This is a genomic window from Actinomycetospora soli (assembly GCF_021026295.1).
Classification (GTDB): Bacteria; Actinomycetota; Actinomycetes; order Mycobacteriales; family Pseudonocardiaceae; genus Actinomycetospora; species Actinomycetospora soli.
Map to the genome: position 1 here is coordinate 239211 of NZ_JAJNDA010000002.1, position 24743 is coordinate 263953.

The 24743-nt window shown below is 73.3% G+C and carries 19 protein-coding genes and 1 tRNA gene; 8 read left to right on the forward strand and 12 right to left on the reverse strand.

Annotation, left to right across the window (positions count from 1 at the left end):
- Positions 1–4: 4 nt before the first annotated feature.
- From LN037_RS03760 to LN037_RS03805, 10 genes are all read right to left on the reverse strand, one after another.
- Positions 5–517, reverse strand: a complete 513-nt coding sequence (locus LN037_RS03760) for a heat shock protein transcriptional repressor HspR (protein ID WP_230749953.1) — start codon at positions 515–517, stop codon at positions 5–7.
- Complete coding sequence (locus tag LN037_RS03765; protein ID WP_230749955.1) at positions 514–1782, reverse strand: DnaJ C-terminal domain-containing protein; 1269 nt, start codon at positions 1780–1782, stop codon at positions 514–516. Before LN037_RS03765 ends, LN037_RS03760 begins: the two co-directional genes overlap by 4 nt.
- Positions 1783–1843: 61 nt before the next feature.
- Positions 1844–2518, reverse strand: coding sequence for a nucleotide exchange factor GrpE (gene grpE, locus LN037_RS03770; protein WP_230749957.1), 675 nt, complete (start codon positions 2516–2518; stop codon positions 1844–1846).
- Between the two features lie 74 nt (positions 2519–2592).
- A complete protein-coding gene (gene dnaK / locus LN037_RS03775) occupies positions 2593–4449 on the reverse strand; it encodes a molecular chaperone DnaK (RefSeq protein ID WP_230749960.1) in 1857 nt (618 codons plus the stop codon).
- A 166-nt stretch (positions 4450–4615) separates the two neighbouring features.
- Positions 4616–5569, reverse strand: a complete 954-nt coding sequence (locus tag LN037_RS03780) for a C40 family peptidase (RefSeq protein WP_443611893.1) — start codon at positions 5567–5569, stop codon at positions 4616–4618.
- 130 nt (positions 5570–5699) lie between these two features.
- Positions 5700–6278, reverse strand: a complete 579-nt coding sequence (locus tag LN037_RS03785) for a hypothetical protein (protein WP_230749964.1) — start codon at positions 6276–6278, stop codon at positions 5700–5702.
- Between the two features lie 6 nt (positions 6279–6284).
- A complete protein-coding gene (locus LN037_RS03790; RefSeq protein ID WP_230749966.1) occupies positions 6285–8141 on the reverse strand; it encodes a hypothetical protein in 1857 nt (618 codons plus the stop codon).
- On the reverse strand, positions 8138–10975 hold the full coding sequence (locus tag LN037_RS03795; RefSeq protein ID WP_230750398.1) for an ATP-binding protein: 2838 nt from the start codon (positions 10973–10975) through the stop codon (positions 8138–8140). Before LN037_RS03795 ends, LN037_RS03790 begins: the two co-directional genes overlap by 4 nt.
- 232 nt (positions 10976–11207) lie before the next feature.
- Positions 11208–11906: a hypothetical protein gene (locus tag LN037_RS03800; RefSeq protein WP_230749967.1), complete on the reverse strand. Its 699-nt coding sequence runs from the start codon at positions 11904–11906 to the stop codon at positions 11208–11210.
- Positions 11907–11909: 3 nt separating this feature from the next.
- Positions 11910–12188: a hypothetical protein gene (locus LN037_RS03805; RefSeq protein ID WP_230749969.1), complete on the reverse strand. Its 279-nt coding sequence runs from the start codon at positions 12186–12188 to the stop codon at positions 11910–11912.
- Positions 12189–12616: 428 nt separating this feature from the next.
- Between LN037_RS03805 and LN037_RS03810 the strand changes: the two genes are divergently transcribed.
- Both LN037_RS03810 and dcd read left to right on the forward strand, forming a co-directional pair.
- Positions 12617–15085 (forward strand): (Fe-S)-binding protein, encoded by a 2469-nt coding sequence (locus LN037_RS03810; protein ID WP_230749971.1) that lies wholly within the window; start codon positions 12617–12619, stop codon positions 15083–15085.
- Positions 15086–15295: 210 nt separating this feature from the next.
- Positions 15296–15871 (forward strand): dCTP deaminase, encoded by a 576-nt coding sequence (dcd, locus tag LN037_RS03815; RefSeq protein ID WP_230749973.1) that lies wholly within the window; start codon positions 15296–15298, stop codon positions 15869–15871.
- Positions 15872–15976: 105 nt separating this feature from the next.
- On the opposite strand, the gene LN037_RS03820 is transcribed toward dcd, so the two are convergent.
- Complete coding sequence (locus tag LN037_RS03820) at positions 15977–17719, reverse strand: GGDEF domain-containing protein (protein WP_230749975.1); 1743 nt, start codon at positions 17717–17719, stop codon at positions 15977–15979.
- 223 nt (positions 17720–17942) lie between these two features.
- Positions 17943–18566, reverse strand: coding sequence for a hypothetical protein (locus tag LN037_RS03825; protein ID WP_230749977.1), 624 nt, complete (start codon positions 18564–18566; stop codon positions 17943–17945).
- A 267-nt stretch (positions 18567–18833) separates the two neighbouring features.
- On the opposite strand from LN037_RS03825, the gene LN037_RS03830 reads away from it, so the two are divergent.
- From LN037_RS03830 to LN037_RS03855, 6 genes are all read left to right on the forward strand, one after another.
- Positions 18834–18907: transfer RNA gene (locus LN037_RS03830), tRNA-Gly, on the forward strand.
- Between the two features lie 78 nt (positions 18908–18985).
- A complete protein-coding gene (locus LN037_RS03835) occupies positions 18986–19927 on the forward strand; it encodes an alpha/beta hydrolase (protein ID WP_230749979.1) in 942 nt (313 codons plus the stop codon).
- A gap of 513 nt (positions 19928–20440) precedes the next feature.
- Positions 20441–21244, forward strand: coding sequence for a transglycosylase SLT domain-containing protein (locus tag LN037_RS03840; RefSeq protein ID WP_230749981.1), 804 nt, complete (start codon positions 20441–20443; stop codon positions 21242–21244).
- A 65-nt stretch (positions 21245–21309) separates the two neighbouring features.
- Entirely contained in the window at positions 21310–23568 is a 2259-nt protein-coding gene (locus LN037_RS03845; protein ID WP_230749982.1) for a carbon starvation CstA family protein, read from the forward strand.
- On the forward strand, positions 23568–23738 hold the full coding sequence (locus LN037_RS03850) for a YbdD/YjiX family protein (protein ID WP_230749984.1): 171 nt from the start codon (positions 23568–23570) through the stop codon (positions 23736–23738). The genes LN037_RS03845 and LN037_RS03850 overlap by 1 nt, the downstream gene beginning before the upstream one ends.
- Positions 23739–23762: 24 nt before the next feature.
- Positions 23763–24605 carry an oxidoreductase gene (locus LN037_RS03855; protein ID WP_230749986.1) on the forward strand — a complete coding sequence of 281 codons (843 nt, stop codon included), beginning with the start codon at positions 23763–23765 and terminating at the stop codon, positions 24603–24605.
- The last annotated feature ends 138 nt before the right edge of the window (positions 24606–24743 follow it).

Here is a 24743-nt window from a genome sequence, read left to right on the forward strand (position 1 = left end):
GCCGTCACTCCTGGCCCGGGTCGTCCGGCGCCGGCCGGCGGCGCTGCTGGGCGGGCTGCCACACCACGACCGACTGCGTCCGGCGCACCGGCAGGAGGTCCCCCGAGCGCCCGGCCTGCTCGGCCAGGGCCTGCAGCCGGGTCTGGCTGCGGGCGAGCTCGTCGGTGACCTCGGCGAGCCGGTCGGTGAGCTGGTCCACCTCGCGCTCGAGCTCGATGATCCGCTTGATGCCGGCGAGGTTGACGCCCTCCTCCTGGGAGAGCCGCTGCACCTCGCGCAGCAACGCGATGTCGCGGACCGAGTAGCGCCGCCCGCCCCCGCTGGCGCGGCCCGGGCTGACCAGGCCGATCCGGTCGTAGGACCGCAGCGTCTGGGCGTGCATGCCGGAGAACTCGGCGGCGATCGAGATGACGAAGACCGGGGTGTCCTCGTCGGCCCACGGCGGGAGTCCGGGGATCGCGGAGTCGGCGCGCGGGGCACGACGGGCACCCGCGGAGCCCGTGTCCCCGCCGGTCATGACGCCGCTTCCTTGTCCGCGTGGGTGCGGTCGGCCCGCTCGGTGAGGTGGGCGCGCGGATCGTGGTCGGCGGTGGCGCGCGCGTACGCGTCGAGGGCCTCGCTGGCCTCGCCCGACAACCGGGCGGGCACCGCCAGCTCGAGGGTGACCAGCAGGTCGCCGGTGCGGTCCTTGCGCTTGACCCCACGCCCGCGGACGCGCAGCGTGCGCCCGGCCGAGCTGCCCGGCGGCACCTTCAGCGAGATCCGGCCCTCGAGGGTCGGCACGGTGACGGTGGCGCCCCGGACCAGCTCCGGATAGGTCACGGGCAGCGAGAGGGTCAGGTCGTCGGGGTTCTTGGCCGAACGGCCGAACACGGCGTCGGCACTGACGTGCACGATGACGTAGAGGTCACCGGACGGTCCGCCCGCCGGGCCGGGCTGCCCCTTGCCGGCGAGCCGGATGCGCTGGCCGTCCTCGACGCCGGCGGGCACCCGGATCGTCAGGGTGCGCGGGCGGGAGCTGACGCCGTCGCCGCCGCACTCGGGGCACGGGTCGTCCACGAGGTGCCCGGTGCCCCGGCAGTCGGGGCACGGCTCGCTGAAGGCGAAGGCGCCCTGGCTGCGCGACACCAGACCGGCGCCGCCGCAGCGGGTACAGGTGCGGGGCGTGGTGCCGGGCTTGGCGCCGGACCCGTCGCAGGTCCCGCAGGTCATCGGCGAGGTGAGCCGCAGCGGCAGCGTCGCGCCGTTCACGGCCTCGGCGAAGTCGATGCGGACCTCGGTCTCCACGTCGGCGCCGCGACGCTGGCGGGGCACGCCGCCGAAGCCGCCCATCCTGCCGCCGCCCATGCCGCCGGTGGGATCGGTGGCGGTGCCGCCACCCATCCCGCCCATGCCGCCGAAGATGCCGCCGAGCAGGTCGCCCAGCCCACCGGCACCCCCGCCGCCACCACGGCCGGCGCCGCCGAAGAGGTCCTCGAAGCCACCGCCCTGGCCGCCGCCCGCGGACCGGCCGCCGCCGCCGCCGAAGCCGCCGAAGCGCCCGCCCGCGAACAGCGTGCGGGCCTCGTCGTACTCCTTGCGCTTCGTCGCGTCGGACAGGACGCCGTAGGCCTCGCCGGCCGCCTTGAACTTCGCCTCGGCCCGGGTGTCCCCGGGCTTCGCGTCGGGGTGGTTCTCCCGCGCGATCTTGCGGTAGGCCTTCTTGATCTCGTCGGCCGAGGCGTCCTTCGCGACGCCGAGCTCACGGTAGAAGTCCTTCTCGAGCCAGTCGCGATTGCTCAACGGTCCATCCCTCCTCCCGTGAACCCGGCGTCGGCCGGGACGTGCCTACTCTGCTGCATGGTCAGGCGGAGCCGGAACCACCGGTTCCGCTGTCCGCCGGCACCGCGTCCGGGTCGTGGTCGGTGACCTCGACCATCGCGGGCCGCAGCACCTTCTCCCCGAAGCGGTAGCCCCGACGCATCACCGTGGTGACGGTCGGCCCGTCGACCTCGGCGGACGTCGCGCTGGCGACGGCCTCGTGCACCGAGGGGTCGAACGCGTCGCCGACCTCGCCGAAGCCGGCGAGCCCGCTCCGGTTGAGCGTCTCGGTCAGCCGGTCGGCCACGACCTTGAACGCCCCGGTGAGGTCGCCGTGCTGCCGTGCCCGCTCGACGTCGTCGAGCACCGTCAGCAGCTCCCCGGCCACCTGGGCCTTCGCGCCGTTCACGGTGGCCTCGCGGTCGCGCTCCACACGCCGGCGGTAGTTGGCGTACTCCGCCGAGAGCCGCTTGAGGTCCTCGGTGCGCTCCTCGAGGTCGGTGCGCAGCCGGTTCAGCTCGGGGTCGGTCGCGACGCCGTCGGCGGCGTCGGCGGCCCCGTCGGCCGAGGTGGGCGTGCCGCCCACGGCCGCGTCCGGGATCTCGACGCCCTCGGCCGGCGACACGGGGTTGCCGCCGGGGCCGTCCGAGCCCGCCCCGAACTCCTCCTGGTGGTCCTCCACCGACACGTCCTCACGGACGTCCGTCGGGTCCTGCACGATGGCCTCCTCCTGGAGTCCACCGCGCCCGGCCACGCGGGCCGGGCGCGGTACCCGTCGTCGGTCTGTCGGACTTACTTCTTGTCGTCGTCGACGATCTCGGCGTCGACGACGTCGTCGTCGGCCGAGCCGCCCGCGGCACCGGCCCCCGCCGCACCGCCGGCCGCGCCCGCGGCGCCGCCCTCGGACTGCGACTGGGCGTAGATCGCCTGGCCGAGCTCCTGGGAGTCGGTGGCGAGCTTCTCCACCGCAGACTTGATGGTCTCGGTGTCGTCGCCCTCGAGGGCCTTCTTCAGGTCGTCGAGCGAGCCCTGGACCTTGTCCTTGGTCTCGGCCGGGACCTTGTCGCCGTTCTCGGCGAGGACCTTCTCGGTCTGGTGGACCAGCGACTCCGCCTGGTTGCGGGTCTCGGCGGCCTCACGACGCTTGCGGTCCTCGTCGGCGTGCGCCTCCGCGTCGGAGACCATGCGGTCGATCTCGTCCTTGGAGAGGGCCGACCCGCCGGTGATCGTCATGGCCTGCGACTTGCCGGTGCCCTTGTCGACCGCGGACACGTTGACGATGCCGTTGGCGTCGATGTCGAAGGTGACCTCGATCTGCGGCACGCCCTGCGGGGCCGGGGGCAGCCCGGTCAGCTCGAACATGCCGAGCTTCTTGTTGTAGGCCGCGATCTCGCGCTCGCCCTGGAACACCTGGATCTGCACCGACGGCTGGTTGTTCTCGGCCGTGGTGAACACCTCCGACTTCTTGGTCGGGATGGTGGTGTTCTTCTCGATCAGCTTGGTCATGACGCCGCCCTTGGTCTCGATGCCGAGGGACAGCGGCGTGACGTCGAGCAGCAGGACGTCCTTGACGTCACCGCGCAGCACGCCCGCCTGCAGCGTGGCGCCCACGGCGACGACCTCGTCCGGGTTCACGCCCTTGTTGGGGTCCTTGCCGCCGGTGAGCTCCTTGACGAGCTCGGTGACGGCGGGCATGCGGGTCGAGCCACCGACCATGACGACGTGGCTGATCTGCCCGATCGAGATGCCGGCGTCCTTCACGACCTGGTTGAACGGCTGACGGCAGCGGTCCAGGAGGTCGGAGGTGATCCGCTGGAACTCCGAGCGCGAGAGCGTCTCGTCGAGGAACAGCGGGTTCTTGTCGGCGTCGACCGTGATGTAGGGCAGGTTGATGCTGGTCGAGGACGAGCTGGACAGCTCGATCTTCGCCTTCTCGGCGGCCTCGCGGAGTCGCTGCATCGCCATCTTGTCCTTGGACAGGTCGATGCCCTGCGAGCTCTTGAACTTGTCGACGAGCCAGCTGATGATCCGCTCGTCCCAGTCGTCGCCGCCGAGGTTGTTGTCGCCGTTCGTGGCGCGCACCTCGACCACACCGTCGCCGATGTCGAGCAGCGAGACGTCGAACGTGCCGCCGCCGAGGTCGAAGACCAGGATCGTCTGCTCGTCCGAGCCCTTCTCCAGCCCGTAGGCGAGGGCGGCCGCGGTCGGCTCGTTGACGATGCGGAGCACGTTGAGGCCCGCGATCTGGCCGGCCTCCTTGGTGGCCTGGCGCTGCGCGTCCTCGAAGTAGGCGGGGACGGTGATCACCGCGTCGGTGACCTCCTCGCCGAGGTAGGACTCGGCGTCGCGCTTGAGCTTCATCAGCGTGCGGGCGCTGATCTCCTGCGCGGTGTACTTCTTGCCGTCGATCTCGGTGGTCCAGTCGGTCCCCATGTGCCGCTTGACCGACCGGATCGTGCGGTCGACGTTGGTGACGGCCTGGTTCTTGGCCGACTGTCCGACGAGGACGTCGCCGTTGCGGGCGAAGGCGACCACCGACGGGGTGGTCCGGCTGCCCTCGGAGTTGGCGATGACCGTGGGCTCGCCACCCTCGAGGACCGCGACCACGGAGTTGGTGGTGCCGAGGTCGATGCCGACCGCTCGCGCCATGTCTGTTGACTCCTTCCAGGAGCTCGTCTGCTGTCCGTGAGCCCGTCGCGCTCAAGTCTACCGACCCCCGTCGCCCTCGGCGACCCGGGGATGAGTCCTCGGCGCTCAACTTGCTCTCGTCCGGGGCAACGAACCGGTCACGGGACTTGTTCCCGGTCGGCTCAACTCATGCCCGTGGCGCCGTACCCGGTCGCGTGGCCAGCGGAACCAGGCCCTTCTCCGACCAGCTCACCGAGCGGGTGCCGAGCGGCACGCCCGTCTGCTGGGCCTCCATCATCTTCCCGTCGCCGAGGTAGAGGGCGACGTGGTGGATGGAGTCCGGGTCCGAGGTGTCGTAGGCCCAGAACAGGAGGTCACCGGGCTGCGCCTGCGCCACCGGCACGTGCGCACCCGCCCCGTACTGGTCCCGCGAGACCCGCGGCAGCACGATGCCGGCCGCCTGGAACGCCCGGAGCATGAGCCCGGAGCAGTCGTAGCTCGACGGGCCGGTCGCGCCCCAGACGTAGGGCTTGCCGGTCTCGCGGGTCGCGAACTCGATGGCGGTCCGCGCCACCCCCGGCGGGAGGGCCGTCGCGACCCCCGCCGTCGGGCCCTCGGCGCACGGCCGGATCGCACCCTGCACACCGGCCAGGTCGCTGACCAGGGACGCGGCCAGCGGCTCCCACTTGGCGTAGGCGTTCGGGAACGCCGAGCGCTGCACGATCTGCGCGGCCCGCGTCACCGGCATGTCGGCCCAGCCCGGCACCGCGAGCAGGCGGGTGAGGAAGGTCCGGGTGGCGTACACCGGGTCGCGGACCTGCGCTGGGGTGCCCCAGCCCTGGCTCGGGCGCTGCTGGAACACGCCGAGCGAGTCGTGGTCGACGGCGACGTCGATGCCGACGACCCCCATCTGCGACTCCTGCATCGCGGTCGCCAGCGCCACCACCCAGGCGCGCGGCGGCGCCTGCATCCCCTTGGCGACCCCGATGATCGTCCCCGCGGTGTCGCGCTGGATCTGGTCGAGGTCCGCCCCGGTGCGCGGGACGCCCCGGGCGGCCCGCCCCGCCCCGGCGTCGCAGGTGCCGGCCGCCTCCGGGTCCCCGCCGCCGGTGAACTGCCCGACGACGAGCAGCCCCATCATCAGCACGACGACGAGGCCCACTGCGAGCACGCCCACCGGGATCAGCAGGCGCAGGAAGCGCAGGCGGACCGGCAGTCGCGGGAGCCGCGGCGGGCCGCCCTGGTCGGGTGGGCGGAGGAGCGTCGTCACGTCAGCCCGCCCGGTCGTAGCCGGACACCCGCCAGTCGCCCGGCCCCGTCCGCACCAGGAGCAGTTGCAGGGTCACGGCGTCGGTCGGCACCTCGACGCGCAGGGAGTCCGGTCGCACCTCGACCGCCCGGGGCGGGCCGGTGACCCGCGTGCCGGGCACGTTGGCGGGGTCGACCTCGGCGAGCGTCGGCAGGTACTCGTCGGTCGTGTACGGCCGCAGCCGGTCGCTCCACTGCGCCGACGTGGTCCCCGGCGGGTGGTCCGCCCACGCGGTCACCCACCGCTGCGCGACGCCGAGCGCGGCCGGGGGCGCCGCGGACAACGGCAGCGTGGTCGGGGTGAGCTCCGGCGGCGCGGACGCGGGCGGCCCGACGGTCACGGTCGGCGCCTCGGGCACGGGCCCGAGTGCGGTGCCGGAGCCCGACGGACGCGGGGACAGCCACCCCGACAGCGCCGTGACACCGACGACGAGCACGGCGGCGACGGCCAGCACCAGCGCCAGCCGCGCCGGGCTGTGCAGCGGCCACTCCCACAGGGCGCGGTAGGCCCCCGAGCGGCCGCGCCGGGTCCGGATCGGCACGGCGCGCTACCCCCCGTCGCCCCGCGGCTCGGGGGTCGCCCGGCCCTCGACGCGGCTCTCCAGCACCCGGCCCTCGACGACGGGTCCGCTCCCGCCCCCCGCGCCCGGGCGGCGCGCGGACGGCCGGTAGATCCGCTGGGCCGGCGCGCCGTCGACCTCCACGATCCGCGGCGCGCCCGCGGGCAGCGCCGGGCGGGCCGCGTCGATCTCGCGGCGCGGCGTCCCGGACGCCGGGTCGGGCCGCACGACCTCCGACTCCACGTGCACGGTGCGGGTCCGGGCCGCGCGCTCGGTGACCGGGTCGGTCTCCTCCGGGCGGATCCGCATCCCCTGCCCGTGCCGCTCGGCCCGCTCGCCCCACCAGGAGTTCTCGCGCCCGTCCGACCCGCCGAGCCGGCCGAGGGCCCGCCCGATCGCGCCGCTCCCGGTCGCCGGCAGGAACCCGCCGACCTGTTCGCGGGTCAGCGACACCATCGACGTCAGGCGCCGGAAGGGCCGCGACACCGCCCAGAGGATGACCGTGACGACGCCGGTGACCAGCAGGGCGAGCCACGTGTCGACCCCGCTGCCGGGCCGGAAGAGGGAGATGACCATCAGCGAGTGCAGCCCGGCCAGGGCGCCGACGAGCAACGTGTTGACCAGGGCCGCCCCGCCCACCCGCAGCATCGCGGGCAGCACCTCCGGGCGCAGCAGGGCCACCACGGCCAACGCCGGCGCGACCATCACCAGCAGCCGGATCATGAGCATCGAGACGAGGATCAGGACCTTGCTCATGAGCTGGAACAGGCCGATGCACGCGGCCTGGACCAGCGCCAGCACGCCGGCGCCGACCCGCGAGCCGGACCGGCCCTGGAAGTAGGAGTAGCGGTCCCCGACCCGGTTCGCGACGTCGGTGAACTGCTGCTTCTTCGCGTCCGCCTGGGCCTGCCCGTCCTGGCCGGTGGCGACCTCCACCTTGGAGAAGGTCTGCGCGTTCAGCAGCGGTCGCCCGAGGTCACGGGCCTGCGGCACGTCGGCGGACCCGAACTCGCCGCGCAGCCAGTTCGAGTACACGATCTGGTCGGAGAGCACCGTCGGCAGCGTGTTCTGGTCGCCGACGCCGACCTGGCGCAGGAAGCCCTGCTGCATCGCCGTGACCCCGTCGAGCAGCACGCCGTCGAGCGCGCGGGACCACTGGATCGGCGCCGCGTACGCCCCGGCCGCGAGCCCGAGCGCGAGCACCGCCACGAAGCCGCGGCGCGCCTGCTGGGACAGCTCGCCGCGCATCGCGAGCAGCAGGAGGATCGCGGCGAGCGCCGCCAGCGCGACCCCGACCCACGTCGTGAAGACCGCCTCGTACATCGCGCGGGTGCCGGTCTGGATGACCTGGTCGAGCGGCGTGAGCAGGCTCGAGCCGCGGGCGATGAGGTAGTGCGCCCAGTTCACGCCGCCGACGACGAGCTTCGCGACGTTGAAGACCTGGTTGCCCAGCCACGTGTCGGTCGCCGCCGCCGGGTCGCGCGCGCCGCCGGGGCCGCAGCCGAGGTCGTAGGTCCACCAGACCTGGCCCGCGTAGCCGACCTCGTCGTACACCGACCCGGGCACGCCGACCCCGATCGGGGCCGGGTCGAGCGAGCCGACGAGGCCGGTGCCGGGCCGGTCCGGGTCGGGCGGCGCCTTGCAGTCGAACGCCTGCGCCGACGCCGTCCCCCCGACGACCGCGAGCCCGGCGACGAGCGCGCCCACGACGAGGACCGAGCGCAGCCGCCCCCGCCGGGCACGACCCGGCGTCGTGACGTCCTCCCGGCCGGGCACCCGGGCCCGCCGCCAGCCGAGGACGAGGGCCACGGCGATGATGCCGAGGACGAGGACGGCACCGCTCACCCGTCGCCACCCCACCCGGACGAGCGCGCCGCGGGCACGCCGTCCTCCGCCCCGGGAGCGTCGGGGTCGTCGGGAGCGTCGGGGTCCGGCTCCGGCGGCGGCGCCGGGCGCGGGCCGTCGTCGACGGGGAGCCGCGCGCGGGGGGCGTCGGCGGCCGGCGCCGGCGGCAGGTGGGCGCGCTGGGCGTTCGGGTTGGTGTCGAGCGCGGTGCGCAGGTGACCGAGGTGCTCGCCCTCGAGGTCGACGCGGATCTTCTCGACCCCGCCGTGGCCGTCGGAGAAGACGAACTGGCGCGGGGTGTCGTCCGGACGGTCGTCCTGCGCGGCGGCCGTCGGGCGCGGCGAGAGCGTCCCGAGCATCTCCTCGTACCCGACGTCGGTGGGCACCCGGAGCAGCCGCAGCGCCTCCGCCTGGGCCTCGGCGTCGTCCGTCCGGCCGACGAACACGGCGTCCACGAGGGAGGCGAACCCCGGCACGCGGAGCAGGTCGCCGGCGAGCTGCGACGCGAACAGCGCGCGGACGTTGAACTTGCGCGAGTCGCGGGCGAGGCGGTCGATGAGCACCTTGCCGGTGGGGATCTGCGACAGGAAGTGCGTCTCGTCGAGGGCCACGCCCTTCCGCAGGTCGCGGTCGGCGGTGTAGACGGTGCGCTGCGTGAGCCACGACGCGAGGTTGAGCAGCTCGACCGCGAGCGACTCCCCGTCGGTCCACTCCTCCCGCGGGCTGCCGGGACGGGGCAGCGACATCCCCTGCATCGTCAGGACGGTGAGGCGGTAGTCCTCGTCGAGCACCCCCGGGTCGCCGACGGGGCTCTCGTCCGGACCGCGCGGGTCCTCCGGGTCGAGCGTGCGCTCCGGGAACAGCAGCGCGGCCTGCGGCAGCTCGCGCCGCTCCTCGAGGAAGTCGGCGACGACGTCGGCGTGCTCCTCGCCCTCCCGCGCGTGGCGGCGCAGCGTGGCGATGACCTGGCCCGGGTCCCGGTGCTGCCCGCCGCCCACCTCGCGGACCGCGCGCAGCAGCACGATCCGGGTGTGCGGGAGCCGCGCCACGTCGTAGGGCAGCAGCCCGGTGAGCACGTCGAGCACCAGCCGACGCCGGGTGGCGGCGGCGAGCGAGCGCTCGCGGCGCCACGCCTTCTCGGGGTCGTCCTCGTCGAGGAAGTGCTCGCGGCGGGGCTCGGCGACGACGCGGTACGGGTTGAGGATGCCGGGATCGGCGCCGAGCAGGTGGATGTGGCGGGAGAACGGCGCCAGCTCCGGCACCCGGGTCAGGGCCGCGAGCGGACCCGACGGGTCGAGCACCGTCCACCGCGCCCCGGCGCGCAGCGTCTTGTAGACCATCAGCCCGGTGAGGAACGACTTCCCGGAGCCCAGGCCGCCGACCACCGCGGTGAGCCCGGACGCGCGGCGGACCTCCTGCGCCATCCACGGGTCCCAGGCCACCGGACGACGGGTCGCGGTGCAGGTCTCGCCGAGCAGCACCCCGCGCCGGTCGCCGACGCTGGCCGAGGCGGCGGGGACCCCCGCCGCGACCCAGGTGACGGAGCCGCGCCGCCGGTAGGCGGTGGACGCGAGCGGCTCGCCGGGGATGAACTCCCGGGCGTAGGCGTACTGGGCCTCGGGGTGCTCGAGGGCGACCCGCGGGCGGTAGAGGTCGAGCAGCTGCTGGGCGCGGGTCAGGGTCTCGGCCTCGTCGCGACCGGCCACGGCGACCCGCCACCAGCCGTAGACCCGGGTGTTGAGCTGGGTCAGCCCGCCGGAGAGCTCGTCCTCGATCTGCAGCACCCGGTCGGCCTGGCGCTCCAGCGACATCGGCGGGTCCAGGTCGTGGTCGTGCGTGTAGTGCCGGATCTGGCTGCGCACCTTGCCCATCTGGCGCTGCAGCTCCCCCGAGACCTCCTCGGGGCGGCGGACGTAGATCCGCGCCGACCACTCGACCGGGAACGGGAGCCGGTCGCTGCGCTGCATCCAGGGGTCGTCGGCCTCGGGGATGCGCAGCGAGTCCATCAGCCCGACCGAGAGCACGGCGACGTGCCGCGACACCGGGTGCAGCCCCTGCCGCCCCTCGACCTGCACCGTCGGGGCGTAGGGCTCCTGGTGCATGGACACGCCGTCGGTGAACGCGGCGAGGTCCTCGGTCTCCCAGGCCGTGCCGGGCTCCGCGCTGACGTGCTGCGGCGCCGGCAGCCCGAGCGCGCACGAGCGGTGCATCAGCCAGGCCATGTCCTCCGCGGTGCACGGCACGCCGTCGAGTCCCGGCCCGCCGACCAGGGCGTCGACGTGGGCGATCTCGGTCTCCAGCGCCGTGAGCTCGGCGTTCGCCGCGCTCGGCAGCACCCGGTGCAGGACCGGGGCCGCCGTCTCCAGCCACCGGTCGACCACCGAGCGGCCCGAGACCTCGACGCCGAGGAACACCTCCTTGTCGGCCATCGACAGGCCCATCAGGTGGTGCTGCTCGCCGGTGACGAACTCCTCCCAGGACAGCGCCCCGGGCACGTCGGGCAGCCGGCCCGGCGAGTTGCGGTCGAACGCCTCCGCCCACCGCGCGACGGGGAACGGCCGGCTCGTGACCCGCAGGTGCACCCAGCGGCCCTGCAGCTCGCCGAGCTGCGTGGCGATGCGGCGGATGAGCGACTCGCGCTGCGGGTCGGAGCGGAAGCTCCAGGGCTGCGCGGCCAGCCGGTACCACGCGGTGACCGTCGAGCCGGTGCGCGCGATGTTGCCGTCGATCGAGCGCAGGGCGATCGCGGAGCGGTACCCGGGCGCGGCCGAGGCGCCCGCCAGGGACCGGCCGCGGCGGCGGGCCGTCGTCGTCCGGGGCCGGGGGCGGCGCAGGCCCTCCGCCGGCGTCTCCCGGTCCTGCTCGGGCCGCTCGATGCGGTCGGGGTCGAGCGGGCGGTCGTCCGGGCGGTCGTCGGTCGGCGCGAGGTCGTCGCGGTCGACGGGCACGACCTCGGCCGGGGTGGCCGGGAAGCCCCCCGGGAACGTGCCCCACCCGGCGTCGGGGGCGGGTTCGGGACCGGACTCGCGGGCCTCGGGCCAGGGCGCGCGGCGGCCCCACCCGCCGTCAGGACCTCCCCGGCGCACCGTCGCCCTCCCCGTCCGTGCTCCCGGTCGCGGCCGGCCCGTACCGCCGTGGCATTCCCGACGACGGGTCGCGACGCGGCCGGTCCGCCCGGCGCGCCCGGACCCGCACGACGCCGTCCGGGTCGGTGTCCGGGGCGGCCGCCGTGCCCGCCGGCGTGGGGCGCCGGGTGGGGGCGGCGACGCCGCCCCGGGTGGTCCAGGACCGTCTGGTCCGCTTCTTCGGGCGGGCGGGACGGCGGGCGGGACGCGCCGGCGGGGCGTCCTCGCGCACGGCCATCGCCGCGTGCGGGTCGATCCGTCCCGGCGGCAGCGCCGCGCGCGGCCGGACGGGCTCGATCGCGACGTGCCCGGCGCTGACGGTGCTGCCCGCCCCGCGCGTGCGGCGTCGGGGCCCGCGCACCTCGTGCCAGAAGAGCGTGAGCCACTCCAGGAGCGGCCGGTCCTCGTTGATCCGCTTGCTGACGAACCGCACCACCACGACCGTGATGAGCAGCGCCCAGGCCACGGAGAAGAAGCCGAGCTGGATTCCGAGCCGTCGCTGCACGAACATCACGACGATCATGACGATCAGGCCGACGCCGTAGCTCGAGTAGCGGGCGCGCCAGGGGAAGGTCGCCCGTGGGGGACCGAGCCAGACGGCGTCGACCCGGTACACGTCGTCGTCGGTGCGGATCTGCACCCGTTACCCCGTGATCAGCTGGGCCAGGAACTGCCCGACCGCCGGGCCGTTGCCGGAGACCGCGATGCCGAGGGCCACCAGGCCCACGAGCAGGCCGACGCCGCGCCGCGCCACCCCCGCGTTGTCCCCGCGGCCGCCGATCCAGAGCATGATCACGGCGATCCCGAGCAGCAGCAGCGGGACGATGTTGTCGCGGATCCACCCCTGCAGACCGTTGGTGCCCAGACCCTGTGCCGTGATCTGGGTGTCGAGGAGGTGCGAACCCAGGATCGTGAGGGTCATGCGGAGGTCCTCCCGGACGGTGGCGTGCTGGTTCGGGGTCGGCCGGTCTCGACCGGTTGAGTAAACACGGCGGGCGCACGGGTCGGTACCCCCGGTGGTGCCGTACCGCGACCACGCTGCGCCGTGGGTGTCACCGGCGTCCTCCGACGTCGTAGGCCATCGTGGCGTGCCCGTGCGGACAACGGGGGGATGATCGCTCGCACGGGCGTCGCGCGTGTCGCGTCACCCCACCGGAGAGTGACGTCGGGTCCGTCCGGTTACCGGTGAGTAGAACGTCACCCGGCTCGTCGGGCCGGGTGTCGGCACCAGCCGTTACAGTCCCCCTTGATCCGGGTAGGCGGCGCGACCACCACGCAGCGCGTCCGCAGGCCCGCCTGAACGTGACGGATCCTGCGCCGAGACGCAGCGGTCCGCGGGGAGGTCTCACCGTGCTCGTCCGTCTGATCCTGGGTCTCGCCCTGACCCTGGCCGTGGGGGTGATCGCCGCCCGCCGGGCGTGGTGGCTCTACACCCTCATCAAGTCCGGGCAGCCCGACGCCAAGCGCTCCGAGGGCCTCGGCGCCCGCCTGCGCACCCAGATCGTGGAGGTCGCGGGTCAGCGCAAACTGCTGCGCTGGTCGATCCCCGGCCTGGCCCACCTCTTCACGATGTGGGGCTTCGTCATCCTGTTGACGGTCTACATCGAGGCCTACGGCGCGCTGTTCGTCGAGGACTTCCACATCCCGCTGATCGGGCGCTCGCCGATCCTGGGCTTCCTCCAGGACTTCATCGCCGTGATGGTCCTGCTCTCGATCATCACCTTCGGCATCATGCGCGTGCAGCAGGACCCGGAGCGCAAGCAGCGGTCCTCGCGTTTCTACGGCTCGCACACGTCCGGCGCGTGGATCGTGCTCTTCCTGATCTTCAACGTGATCTGGACGCTGTTCGCCTTCCGCGGGACGTCCTCGGCCGCCGGCAACCTGCCCTACGAGTCGGGTGCCTGGGTCTCGATCGCGGTGGGCCAGCTGTTCACCGGCCTCTCCCCGACAACGCTGTTCGTCCTCGAGACGATCTTCCTGCTGCTGCACATCGGCGTGGCGCTGGTCTTCCTCGTGCAGGTGCTCTACTCCAAGCACCTCCACATCTTCATCGCCCCGATCAACGTCGCCGCCAAGCGGCTGCCGAAGGCCCTCGGCCCGCTGCAGCCGATCGAGTACGACGGCAAGCCGATCGACTTCGAGGACCCGCCCGAAGAGGCCTCGTTCGGTCGCGGCAAGATCGAGGACTTCACGTGGAAGGGCATGCTCGACTTCGAGACGTGCACCGAGTGCGGTCGCTGCCAGTCGCAGTGCCCCGCGTGGAACACCGGCAAGCCGCTGTCGCCGAAGCTGCTGATCATGGACCTGCGCGACCACATGCTCGCGAAGGCGCCGTACATGATCGGCGGCAAGGACATGCCCGACGGCGGGGGCATCGACTGGGACGCGGGCCTCGCCAAGAACGAGCACGGCGGCCACGGCGTGCCGGAGTCGGGCTACGAGCGCCACACCGGGACCGACGACATCCAGGCCGCGCGCCCGCTGGTCGGCACCGCCCAGCAGCTCGGCGTCATCGACCCCGAGGTCCTCTGGTCCTGCACCACCTGCGGCGCCTGCGTCGAGCAGTGCCCGGTGGACATCGAGCACGTCGACCACATCGTCGACATGCGCCGCAACCAGGTGATGATCGAGTCCGAGTTCCCCGGTGAGCTCGGCGTCCTGTTCCGCAACCTGGAGAACAAGGGCAACCCCTGGGGCCAGAACAACTCCAACCGCATGGACTGGGCGAAGGACCTCCCCTTCGCGGTGCCCGAGTTCGACGGCGAGCTGTCCCCGGAGACCGAGTACCTGTTCTTCATCGGCTGCGCCGGCGCCTTCGACGACAACGCGAAGAAGACCGTGCGGGCCACCGCCGAGCTGCTGCACATCGCGGGCGTGAACTACACCGTGCTCGGCAAGGAGGAGAGCTGCACCGGTGACCCGGCGCGGCGCTCGGGCAACGAGTTCCTCTTCCAGATGATGGCGATGCAGACCAAGGAGATGCTCGACACGGTCTTCGAGGGTCGCGAGCCCGGCACCCGCAAGATCGTCACGACCTGCCCGCACTGCATGAACACGCTCGGGCGCGAGTACCCGCAGCTCGACGGCCACTACGAGGTCGTCCACCACACCCAGCTGCTCAACCAGCTGGTGCGGGAGAAGAAGCTGATCCCGGTCGCGCCGGAGTCCTCGCCGGTGCCGCAGGCCAAGCTCGACATCAACCCGTCGACCAACCTGCAGTACAAGGGCCCGCAGGCCGACGGCACCGAGCGCGGGCTCGTGACCGCGAACGGGCACTCGGTCAACGGCCACCCGGAGGACCAGGCGGCCCCGGCCGCCGAGGTCGTCTCCACGAACGGGTCCTCGAACGGGTCCTCGAACGGGCACGGTCCGAAGACGGTGACCTACCACGACCCCTGCTACCTGGGTCGGCACAACGAGGTCTACACCCCGCCGCGTGAGCTGGTGGAGGCCGCGGGCGCGGTGCTCAAGGAGATGCCGCGCCACGCCGACCGGGCGCTGTGCTGCGGTGCCGGTGGTGCGCGCATGTGGATGGAGGAGAACATCGGCAAGCGCATCAACATGGAGCGCGTCGACGAGGCCATCTCCGTCGAGCCGGACGTCATCGCGTCGGGCTGCCCCTTCTGCCGCGTGATGCTCACCGACGGCCTCACCGAGCGCCAGAGCGAGGCGAAGGCGGTCGGCACCGAGGTCATGGACGTCTCGCAGATGCTCCTGGCCGCGGTGAAGCGCGGGCAGCCGGCGGACGGCGACAAGCCGGGCGAGTCCGACCCGGCCACCACCGCCACCTCGGCGAACGTGCAGAACCCGGCGGAGTAGCCCTCCCCGGTCCCGAACGAAGGGGCCCTCCGGTCGAGCAGGTCGACCGGAGGGCCCCTTCGTTCGTTCCGGCGGCGACGGGCAAGATCCTGTTCTGCGGAGCGATCTGCTCGCTCAGCGAGCACATCGCTCGGCTCGTCGCGATCTTCGCCATGGCCGACGACGGGTGGCCCGGCCCGGCGTGTCGGGTTGCGCCGATAGAGTGCACCGGTGCTGCTCTCCGACCGCGACATCCGCGCCGAGATCGCCGCGGGACGCGTCGCGCTCGACCCGTTCGACGAGACGCTGCTGCAGCCCTCGAGCGTGGACCTGCGGTTGGACCGACACTTCCGGACCTTCAACAACCACGCCTACACCCACATCGACCCGGCGCTGCAGCAGGACGACCTGACGCGCATGGTCGAGCCGCCGGAGGACGAGGCGTTCGTCCTGCACCCGGGTGAGTTCGTGCTCGGCTCCACCTACGAGGTCATCTCGTTACCCGACGACGTGGCCGGGCGATTGGAGGGGAAGAGCAGTCTCGGCCGCCTGGGCCTGTTGACCCACTCCACGGCCGGCTTCATCGACCCCGGCTTCTCCGGGCACGTGACGCTGGAGCTGTCGAACGTCGCGAACCTGCCGATCCGACTCTGGCCGGGCATGAAGGTCGGGCAGCTCTGCCTGTTCCGCCTGTCGTCGCCCTCGGAGCACCCGTACGGCTCGGCGATCTACGGGTCGCGCTACCAGGACCAGCGCGGGCCGACGCCGTCGCGCTCCTACGTCAACTTCCGCAAGGGCCTGTCGTAGGACGCTCCCGCGCGGTGCGCACCGGGCAGGTCGGCCGGGTCCGGAGCCTGCCTGGACGTGACCTCCGTGGCCGCGGCGCGGACGACGTCCGATCCGTGACCGGACTCAGCCGACGAGCTGCCCCGCACGGTGCACCCGGTTCCGGCCGGAGTTCTTGGCGGAGTACAGCGCCCGGTCGGCCTCGGAGACCAGTCCCTCGCCGTCGCCGGCGTGGTGGGGCAGCGTCGCGATGCCGAACGAGGCCGTGACGAGCTGGCGGCCGCCGCGCTTGAAGTCGGCCTCCACCCGCTCCCGCAGCCGCTCGGCGAGGGCGGCGGCGTCCTCGGTGTCGCCGTGGGTGATGAGGATGGCGAACTCCTCGCCCCCGTACCGGTAGGCGGTCTCGCCCTCGCGCATGGACGCCCGCAGCGTGCTCGCGACCTCCTGGAGGACGACGTCCCCCTGCTGGTGGCCGTAGCGGTCGTTGAGCTCCTTGAAGTGGTCGAGGTCGAGCATGATCACCGACATCGCCTGCCCGTGCCGCTTCGCGTTGGCGACGGCGGTGTCGAGGTCGGCACCGAGCCGTCGGCGGTTCGCGAGCTGGGTGAGCGGGTCGAACTGGGAGAGCCGCTCGGTGGCGGCGTGCAGCCGGCTGGCCTCGATGGCCGACCCGGCGAGGGTCGCGAGCATCTCCACCGCCGAGAGCGACTGGCCGTCGACCTCGCCCTCGCTCCCGTCGAAGCACTCCAGGACGCCGATCACCCGCGCGCCGACCACCAGGGGCACGGCGACCGCGGCCTCGTCGTCGGTGTCGGGGTCCCCGCGCGAGATCTGCCCGTAGCGGGCGGACCGGCCGACCACACCCACGCCGAGACTGCACTGGCGCTCGAGCGGGGGGACCGCACCGCGCTCGGAGTCGTAGGCGAGCTCCAGGCCGGACCCGTCCTCGTCGAGCAGCCACAGGAGCACGCGACCCTCGGTGACCGCGACCGCGGCCTGCACCGTGGAGTCGACGACGTAGCGGGTGTTGAGCGACCCCGCGATCTCGCGGGTCATGATCAGGATGGTGCGCAGGCGGTCGGTCTGGGCCTGCAGCCGCTCGGCCTGCGCCAAGGACTCCTCGCGCTGGTGGCGCAGGGCCACGGTCATGTCCGCGAGTCCGTCACGCAGGGCCACCAGTTCCGCGGAGCCGGCGACGGGTTCCGGCGGGTGGAGGCGCCCCTCGGAGATCCCCCGGACCGAGGCGAGGAGACCGTCGACGGGGGCGACGACGTGTCGCTCCAGCCGACGACGGCCACGCAGCGCGACGACGAGCGTGCCGAGCCCGACGAGGACCAGCAGGACGCCGACCGACCACTGCATCACCGTGGACATGCGCTGGTTGTCCTCGATGGCCACCAGGGTCGCCGCACGGGTGTCGTCCTTGCGGCCCTGGTAGTTGTCGAAGATCGCCTTGCCCTGGAGCAGGAAGGCCTCGACTCCGCCCGGCGGCGGCACCTGCCGCGCCCGGTCGGCCCACTCGGTGCGCCAGCGCTGCTGGGCGAGCAGGAGCTGCAGGACGCTCTGGCGCAGCGCCGGCTCCTCGAGCAGGTTCACCATCTGCGTGTCGGCGGCCGCGAGGTCGGGGCTCGTCTTGGTCGCCTCGTCGGAGAAGAAGCGGTCACCCGTCGCGAGGTAGCCCCGCAGCGCGGAGTCCATGGACAGCATCGCCTGGTGCGAGTCCTCGACGGCGAGGAGTCCGGCCTGCAGTCGGTCCTCGGCCGGGGAGGTGACCGCGGCGCTGTAGAGCACCCGGAACACGACCAGGAGCACGATCACCAGCGCGGCGACCGACACCGTGACGCCGAGGCGCTGGACCTCGGTGGTCAACCTCGGTGCTCGTCTCACCCGCACACCCTCCTGGCCCGATGTCCCCCGGGGAGTCCCGTCGGGAGCCTCCGACGAGCGTGCTCTCTGGAGGACATCCCCCACCGGCGGCATGACGTTAGCCGGTTCCGGGTATCGGTCACAGCTTTGCGGGCCGAGGCCGAGTGGATCCGTGCTCAGAGAGCAGGATATTGCACCGTTCGGCGCAGTGTCCGCCGCGGAACCGTCAGGCGGAGAGGGAGTTGCGCGGGCCGCGCGACGCCGGCATCCGGACGACGTTCGGGTCGCTCGCGTGGCGCGGGCGGGGTGGCGCGGGCGTGAGCCGGCGGTGCACCAGGAGGTCGATCTCGGTCGGGTACGGCTGCCCGCCGTCGGGCGAGGTCTGCCAGGCCGCGAGCTCGGCGACCATGGCGGCGGTCGCGGCCGTCCGGGCGTCGGTGGGCGGGACGGGCAGGTGCAGGAGCGGCACCCCGATGCCGACGGCGCAGCGCGCCGCGGCCAGTGCGGCCTCCGAGCCGCCGCGGACCACGACACCGGCCGGCGGCTCGCCGGTGATGAGGGCGTCCAGGCGCACGATCAGGCGCGCCGCCTCCTCGGCCCAGCCGTCGGACGGACCGTCGAGCAGCAGCAGCCGGCCCGCGGGGGCGTCCAGCTCGTCGAGGACGGCATCGACCCCGAGGGGGTCCACGCCGGTCGCGACGAGGACGGGCCGGACGGGCTCGTCACCCTCGTCGGCACCCGGACGGCCCAGCGGCGCCAGCGCCCGGGCGTCGTCCGTCGAGGCGACGACGATCAGGAGTTCGGGTAGCTCCGACGCGAGATCCAGGTCCATGTGATCACCGAGCGTCATGGGCACCTCCCCACGGTCCTCCGCTCTCCACCACGTGGACAGCACACACCAAACCGTCTCAGCACGACAGACGAGTGCTGCAGGACTACCGCTTGGGCGCAATCGGATCCACGCTGCGTCACCGGTTCGGCCGCAACCGGACCGAGACCACAGCGTGATCCGAGTGAGTTACACCGGTGTGGTTGCGGTGCGCACGAGCCGTTCGTGGCTCCGGAGGGTGCCTGCCGGGCGGCGGCGGGAGCCGGTGTATCGTGATGATCGCAGCAGGCGAGTGTAGTTCAATGGTAGAACATCAGCTTCCCAAGCTGAGAACGCGGGTTCGATTCCCGTCACTCGCTCCACGAGCATCATCGCAGGTCAGCGGCCCGTCGTCCGGTCATCCGGAGGCGGGCCGTCGTCGTTCGTGCCAGGGTCGGGCCGTGAGCGCCCTCGACCCCGAACTCGCGGCCGGCATCTCGAAGCTCGAGGCGGACGGATGGCTGCCGATCACGCGGGGGACGCCCGACGAGGCCCGTCGGAACTACCGCGAGCTGTCCCTGCTGCGGCGGGGCTCGGCCGACCTGCCCGTCGCGGGGGTGCACGACGACGTCGTCACCGACCCGACGACCGACACCGACGTCGTCGTCCGGGTCTACGAGCCCGAGCAGCCGAGCGGCGTCACCGTCGTGTGGCTGCACGGCGGGGGCTGGGTGGTCGGGGACCTGGACACCGGCGACGCCTCCGCCCGCCGCGTCTGCCGTCACCTGGGCGCCCGCGTGGTGTCGGTCGACTACCGGCTCGCCCCGGAGCACCCGCACCCGGCGCCGCTGCAGGACGCGCACACCGCGCTGCGCTGGGCGGCCACCCACGTCGGCGGCCGCCTGGTCGTCGGCGGCGACTCGGCCGGCGCCGGCCTCGCCGCGGGGCTCGCCCTGCTGGCCCGCGACTGGGGACCCCGCCTCGACGGTCAGCTGCTGCTCTACCCGGGGCTCGACCCGACGATGTCGCACCCGAGCGTCGCCGCGAATGCGGGCGGCCCGTTCCTGACGGCGGACGACATGCGGTGGTTCTACGCCCGCTACCTGCCCGATCCCGGGACGCACGCCGATCCCACGGTCAACCTCGGCGAGGCGGCCCGGCTGGGCGAGCTCGGCGACCTCGCACCCGCCGTCGTCGCCGTCGCGGAGTTCGACCCGCTCCGGGACGAGGGCGTCGCGCACGCCGAGGCGATGGCCGCCGCCGGGGTCCCGGTCCGCCTGCTGCGGGGCGACGGCCTGGTGCACGGCTTCTTCGGGCTGGGCTCGGTCTCGGCCGCGGCGCAGGCGGAGGGCGACCGCGCCCTCGACGCGCTGGCCGACCTCCTCGGCCTGAAGGGTTCCTGAGCCGACTGCGCCGGATGCGCGGGCGACACCCCCGGACGCGCCGGGGCACGCCGAGACGCCCCCTCGACTCGCCGGAAGGTCGCCCGCCCGCCGCTCGTCGACCGTTCGTCCGGTGGCCCGCTCGCCGTCGGCCGTCCCCGACCGTCCGACCCGGTGGTGACGGCCGGTCGGCGCCGCGTCGTGGACACGATCGAGGACGCGAACCGCGACGTGGGCACGTTTGTCGACGCACCCGCCGTCGGGAAGGACGCCGACGCGCCGGGGAGGACACCCACCCGGCCCACGCCGGCCCGGACCCCGCTATGTTCCGGCGGTCCAGATCACGACGAGGTCACGGCATCACGCCGATGCCATCGCTCCCCGGCGGCCTCGTCGTGCGAGATCCCTGCGGCGAAGGGCGAACACGTGGCGCGACACGGGCAACCGGCCTCCGGCCACCGGGCTACCCGCCCCGGCCTCGGCCACACCCCCGCTCTCACCCCCGCCTTCGTCGCTCCCGCCCCGATGCGCCCGATGGCCGCACGCGCGACCGTCTGGGCCCCCGCGCCGGCGCCCGCCCGGCCGCGTCCCGCACGGACCCTGTCCGGTGCGACCTCCGGGAAGATCCTCGTGGCGGCGGTGGCCGCCGGGGCGGTCGTCCCGGCCGTGCAGACGTTCGACACCACCCACACCGCCGACGCCGACCCCGGGACGGCCTCGCTGTCCGCGGCGCAGATGGCGCTGGCGTCCCAGCAGGGACCCACGGCCCGGCCCGCCGCCAGCGCGACCTCGGCGATCAGCGACGTCACCACCGTGGCGATGTCCACCGCCGACCTCGACGCCGCCGCGAAGGCCGCCGACACCGGCCCCGACGATCTGCAGAAGGCGATGTCGGTGGCCCGGGAGAACGGCCCGGTGGAGTTCGGCCGTCCCTACTCCGCCGGCAACGACGACACCCTGAACGGTCAGATCGCGAAGGCCCTCGGGCTGCTGGGCCTGCCGCAGAAGCTCGCCCCGGGCGTCAAGCAGATCATCATGCGGGAGTCCACGGGCAACCCGCGCGCGATCAACAACTGGGACTCGAACGCTGCGGCGGGGACCCCGTCGAAGGGCCTGATGCAGCTCATCGACACGACCTTCCGCAACGCGGTGCTGCCGTCCCTGGCCGACAAGGGCATCTACGACCCGGTCGCCAACATCACCGCGGGCATCCGCACGATGATCGCCAACCACGGCCTCGACGCCGTGTCGGAGGGCGGGCTGCGCAACTCCTCCGGCAACTACATCGGCTACGGCGGGGCCAAGCTGCCCGACGACGGGCTCGGTCGCGCCGGTTAGGTCGCTGACACTGTCGGTGTCGCCCCGTATGTTCCCTCTGTCCGGTTCGGGCCGAGGAGGGCGACATGACGACGGTGTCTTCGGGCGGTTCGGCGGCGGGCTCCGTCGCCGAGCATCCGCCCGCTGCGGTGGACGACGAGGTGCTCGAGGAGCAGCGCCGTCGGTGGACGCCGCTGCGGATCGCGGTGTGGACGGCGATCGCGCTGGTGGGCGGCCTGGGCTGGGTGATGCTCGCCCTCGTCCGCGGGGAGACCGTCAACGCGATCTGGTTCGTGTTCGCGGCCGTCGCCACCTATCTCATCGCCTACCGCTTCTACTCGAGCTACATCGAGCGGACGCTGCTCCGGCCCGACGACCGGCGGGCCACGCCGGCCGAGCACTCGGAGAACGGGCAGGACTACCTGCCGACCGACCGCCGGGTCCTCTACGGGCACCACTTCGCCGCCATCGCCGGCGCCGGGCCGCTGGTCGGGCCCGTCCTCGCGGCGCAGATGGGCTACCTGCCCGGCACGATCTGGATCATCGTCGGGGTCGTCCTGGCGGGCGCCGTGCAGGACTACCTGGTGCTGTTCTTCTCGATGCGGCGCGGCGGCCGGTCGCTGGCCGGCATGGCGCGCGACGAGCTCGGCCGGGTGGGCGGGGCGGCGGCCGTCCTGGCCACGCTCGCGATCATGATCATCCTGATCGCGGTGCTCGCGCTCGTCGTCGTGCAGGCGCTCGGCGAGAGCCCCTGGGGCGTGTTCTCCGTGGCGATGACGATCCCGATCGCGCTGTTCATGGGCTTCTACCTGCGCTACCTGCGGCCGGGCAAGGTCGGCGAGGTCTCGGTCATCGGCGTCGCGCTGCTGCTGCTCGCGATCGTGGCGGGCGGCTGGATCTCGGAGAGCGGTGCCGCGGAGTTCTTCACGTTCGACCGCACCACGCTCGCCTGGGGCGTCGTCGTCTACGGCGTCATCGCCGCGATCCTGCCGGTGTGGATGCTGCTCGCGCCACGCGACTACCTCTCGACGTTCATGAAGATCGGCACGATCGTGCTGCTCGCCGTGGCGGTCGTCGTGGTCCGGCCGGACGTCATGGCCCCGGCGGTCAGCGAGTTCGCCGGGAACCCGGCGGGGGGTCCGGTCGTGCCGGGTCCGCTGTTCCCCTTCCTCTTCGTGACGATCGCCTGCGGCGCCCTCTCGGGCTTCCACGCGCTGATCTCCTCGGGCACCACGCCGAAGCTGCTGGAGAAGGAGCGCCAGACGCGCTTCATCGGCTACGGCGGCATGCTGATGGAGTCGTTCGTGGCGATCATGGCGCTGGTCGCGGCGGTGTCGATCGACCGCGGCATCTACTTCGCGATGAACTCCCCCGCGGCGATGACGGGCGGCGCGGTCGACTCGGCCGCGATGTTCGTCAACTCGCTCGGCCTCGCCGGCGTGAACGTCAGCCCCGAACTGCTCGCGGGCACCGCGCAGTCGGTCGGTGAGCAGACGATCGTCTCGCGGACCGGCGGGGCGCCCACCCTGGCGCTCGGCCTCGCCAACATCCTGTCGGGCCTGTTCGGCGGCGCCGCGTTGATGAGCTTCTGGTACCACTTCGCGATCATGTTCGAGGCGCTGTTCATCCTCACCGCGGTGGACGCCGGGACGCGGGTGGCGCGCTTCATGCTCCAGGACGCGGTGGGCAGCTTCGTCCCGAAGTTCAAGGACATGTCGTGGCGGCCCGGGGTCTGGATCGGCACCCTCGTCATGTGCGGGGCCTGGGGCGGCATCCTGATCATGGGTGTCACGGATCCGCTCGGTGGGATCAACACGCTCTTCCCGCTGTTCGGCATCGCGAACCAGCTCCTCGCCGCGATCGCGCTCGCGGTGTGTCTCGCGATCGTCGCGCGGCGCGGGACGATCGGGACGCTGTGGATCGTGCTGGTGCCGCTCGTGGCGGTCACCGTCATCACGGTCACGGCCTCGCTCTACAAGATCTTCTCGTCGGTACCGGCCGTCGGTTACTGGGCCCAGCACAACGCGTACCGGGAGGCCCTCGCGGCGGGGCGGACGAGCATGGGCGCGGCGCGCACGCCCGAGGCCATGGAGGCCGTCGTCCGGAACACCTTCATCCAGGGCTCGCTGTCGATCCTGTTCCTCGTGCTGGCGCTGGTGGTGATCGTGACCGCGGCCATCGCGGCGGTCGGCTCGCTGCGGGCGGGTGGGCGGCCCAGCCTCGAGGACGAGCCGGTGCCCTCGAAGCTCTACGCGCCGTCCGGGTTGGTGCCGCAGCCCGCGGAGAAGGAGCTGGAGGCCCGCTGGCTCGCCGAGGTCGGCCCGCCGTCGCGGGGCGGCCACTGATGCGGGCCCTCGTGCGCTGGTGGCGGGGCGTGATCGGCGCCGACGCCTACGAGCGCTACCTGGAGTCGCACCACCGGCGCGGGCACACCCACCCGCCGATGGGCGAGCGCGAGTTCTGGCGGGCGAAGGTCGACGCGCAGGAGGCGAACCCCTCGTCGCGGTGTTGCTGAGGGCCGCGGGGGTAGACCGGTTGCATGAGCGAACGAGTATGGCTCGTGACCGGCGCCTCCCGCGGCCTCGGCCGGGCCCTGGTCGAGGTCTGTCTCGAGGCGGGCGACACCGTGGTCGCGACCGCGCGGAAGGCGTCCACGCTGGACGACCTGCGCGGCGCCCACGGTGACCGGCTCGTGGCGAAGGACCTCGACGTCACCAACCGGGACGGCACGGTCCGCGTGGTGCGCGAGGCGGCCGAGCAGGTCGGGCGGATCGACGTGCTGGTCGCCAACGCGGGCTACGGGCTCGGCGGCGGCGTCGAGGAGGTGTCGGAGGAGCAGGCGCGCGACCAGGTCGAGGTGAACCTGTTCGGCGCCCTGTGGTCGATGCAGGCGGTGCTGCCGACCATGCGCGCCCAGGGGTCGGGGCACATCCTGCCGATCTCGTCGATGGGCGGCGTCGGCGCGTTCCCCAACACCGGGCTCTACCACGCGACGAAGTGGGGCCTGGAGGGGATGAGCGAGTCCCTGGCGCAGGAGGTCGCGGGCTTCGGCGTCCGCGTCACGATCATCGAGCCGGGCCCGTTCCGCACCGACTGGAACGGCGGGTCGATGGTGCGGGCCGAGCCGATGCCGGAGTACGACGACGTCCTGCGCGCCCGTCGGGAGGCCATGGACGGCCGCGGCGCCTTCACCCAGCCCGGTGACCCGCGCCGGGCGGCCGAGGCCATGCGGCAGGTCGTCGCGTCCGACGAGCCGCCGCTGCGCCTGCTGCTCGGCCACGCCGCCGCCGACCTCGCGCCGAGGCTCTGGCAACAGCGCATCGACGAGGCGGCCGCGTGGGAGCAGGTCGCCCGCGGCGCGGACTTCCCCGAGGGCGAGTAGCGGCCCGCCGCCCGCACCCCCACCGCGTGAGGGGAACCCTCGCACCGATAGAGCGCCCGGATCCTCCCCTCACGATCAGCCCGCACGGTGTGAGGGGAATATTCGAGCGCTCTTGTGGCATGAGGGTTCCCCTCACGC

Bases quoted from the DNA above. Each gene is read 5' to 3' on its own strand.
- LN037_RS03780 (WP_443611893.1), bottom strand. From the start codon at position 5,569: ATGATGGGGCTGCTCGTCGTCGGGCAGTTCACCGGCGGCGGGGACCCG.
- LN037_RS03845 (WP_230749982.1), top strand. From the start codon at position 21,310: ATGACGACGGTGTCTTCGGGCGGTTCGGCGGCGGGCTCCGTCGCCGAG.
- LN037_RS03825 (WP_230749977.1), bottom strand. From the start codon at position 18,566: ATGACGCTCGGTGATCACATGGACCTGGATCTCGCGTCGGAGCTACCC.
- LN037_RS03850 (WP_230749984.1), top strand. From the start codon at position 23,568: ATGCGGGCCCTCGTGCGCTGGTGGCGGGGCGTGATCGGCGCCGACGCC.
- LN037_RS03855 (WP_230749986.1), top strand. From the start codon at position 23,763: ATGAGCGAACGAGTATGGCTCGTGACCGGCGCCTCCCGCGGCCTCGGC.
- dnaK (WP_230749960.1), bottom strand. From the start codon at position 4,449: ATGGCGCGAGCGGTCGGCATCGACCTCGGCACCACCAACTCCGTGGTC.
- LN037_RS03840 (WP_230749981.1), top strand. From the start codon at position 20,441: ATGGCCGCACGCGCGACCGTCTGGGCCCCCGCGCCGGCGCCCGCCCGG.
- LN037_RS03805 (WP_230749969.1), bottom strand. From the start codon at position 12,188: ATGACCCTCACGATCCTGGGTTCGCACCTCCTCGACACCCAGATCACG.
- LN037_RS03760 (WP_230749953.1), bottom strand. From the start codon at position 517: ATGACCGGCGGGGACACGGGCTCCGCGGGTGCCCGTCGTGCCCCGCGC.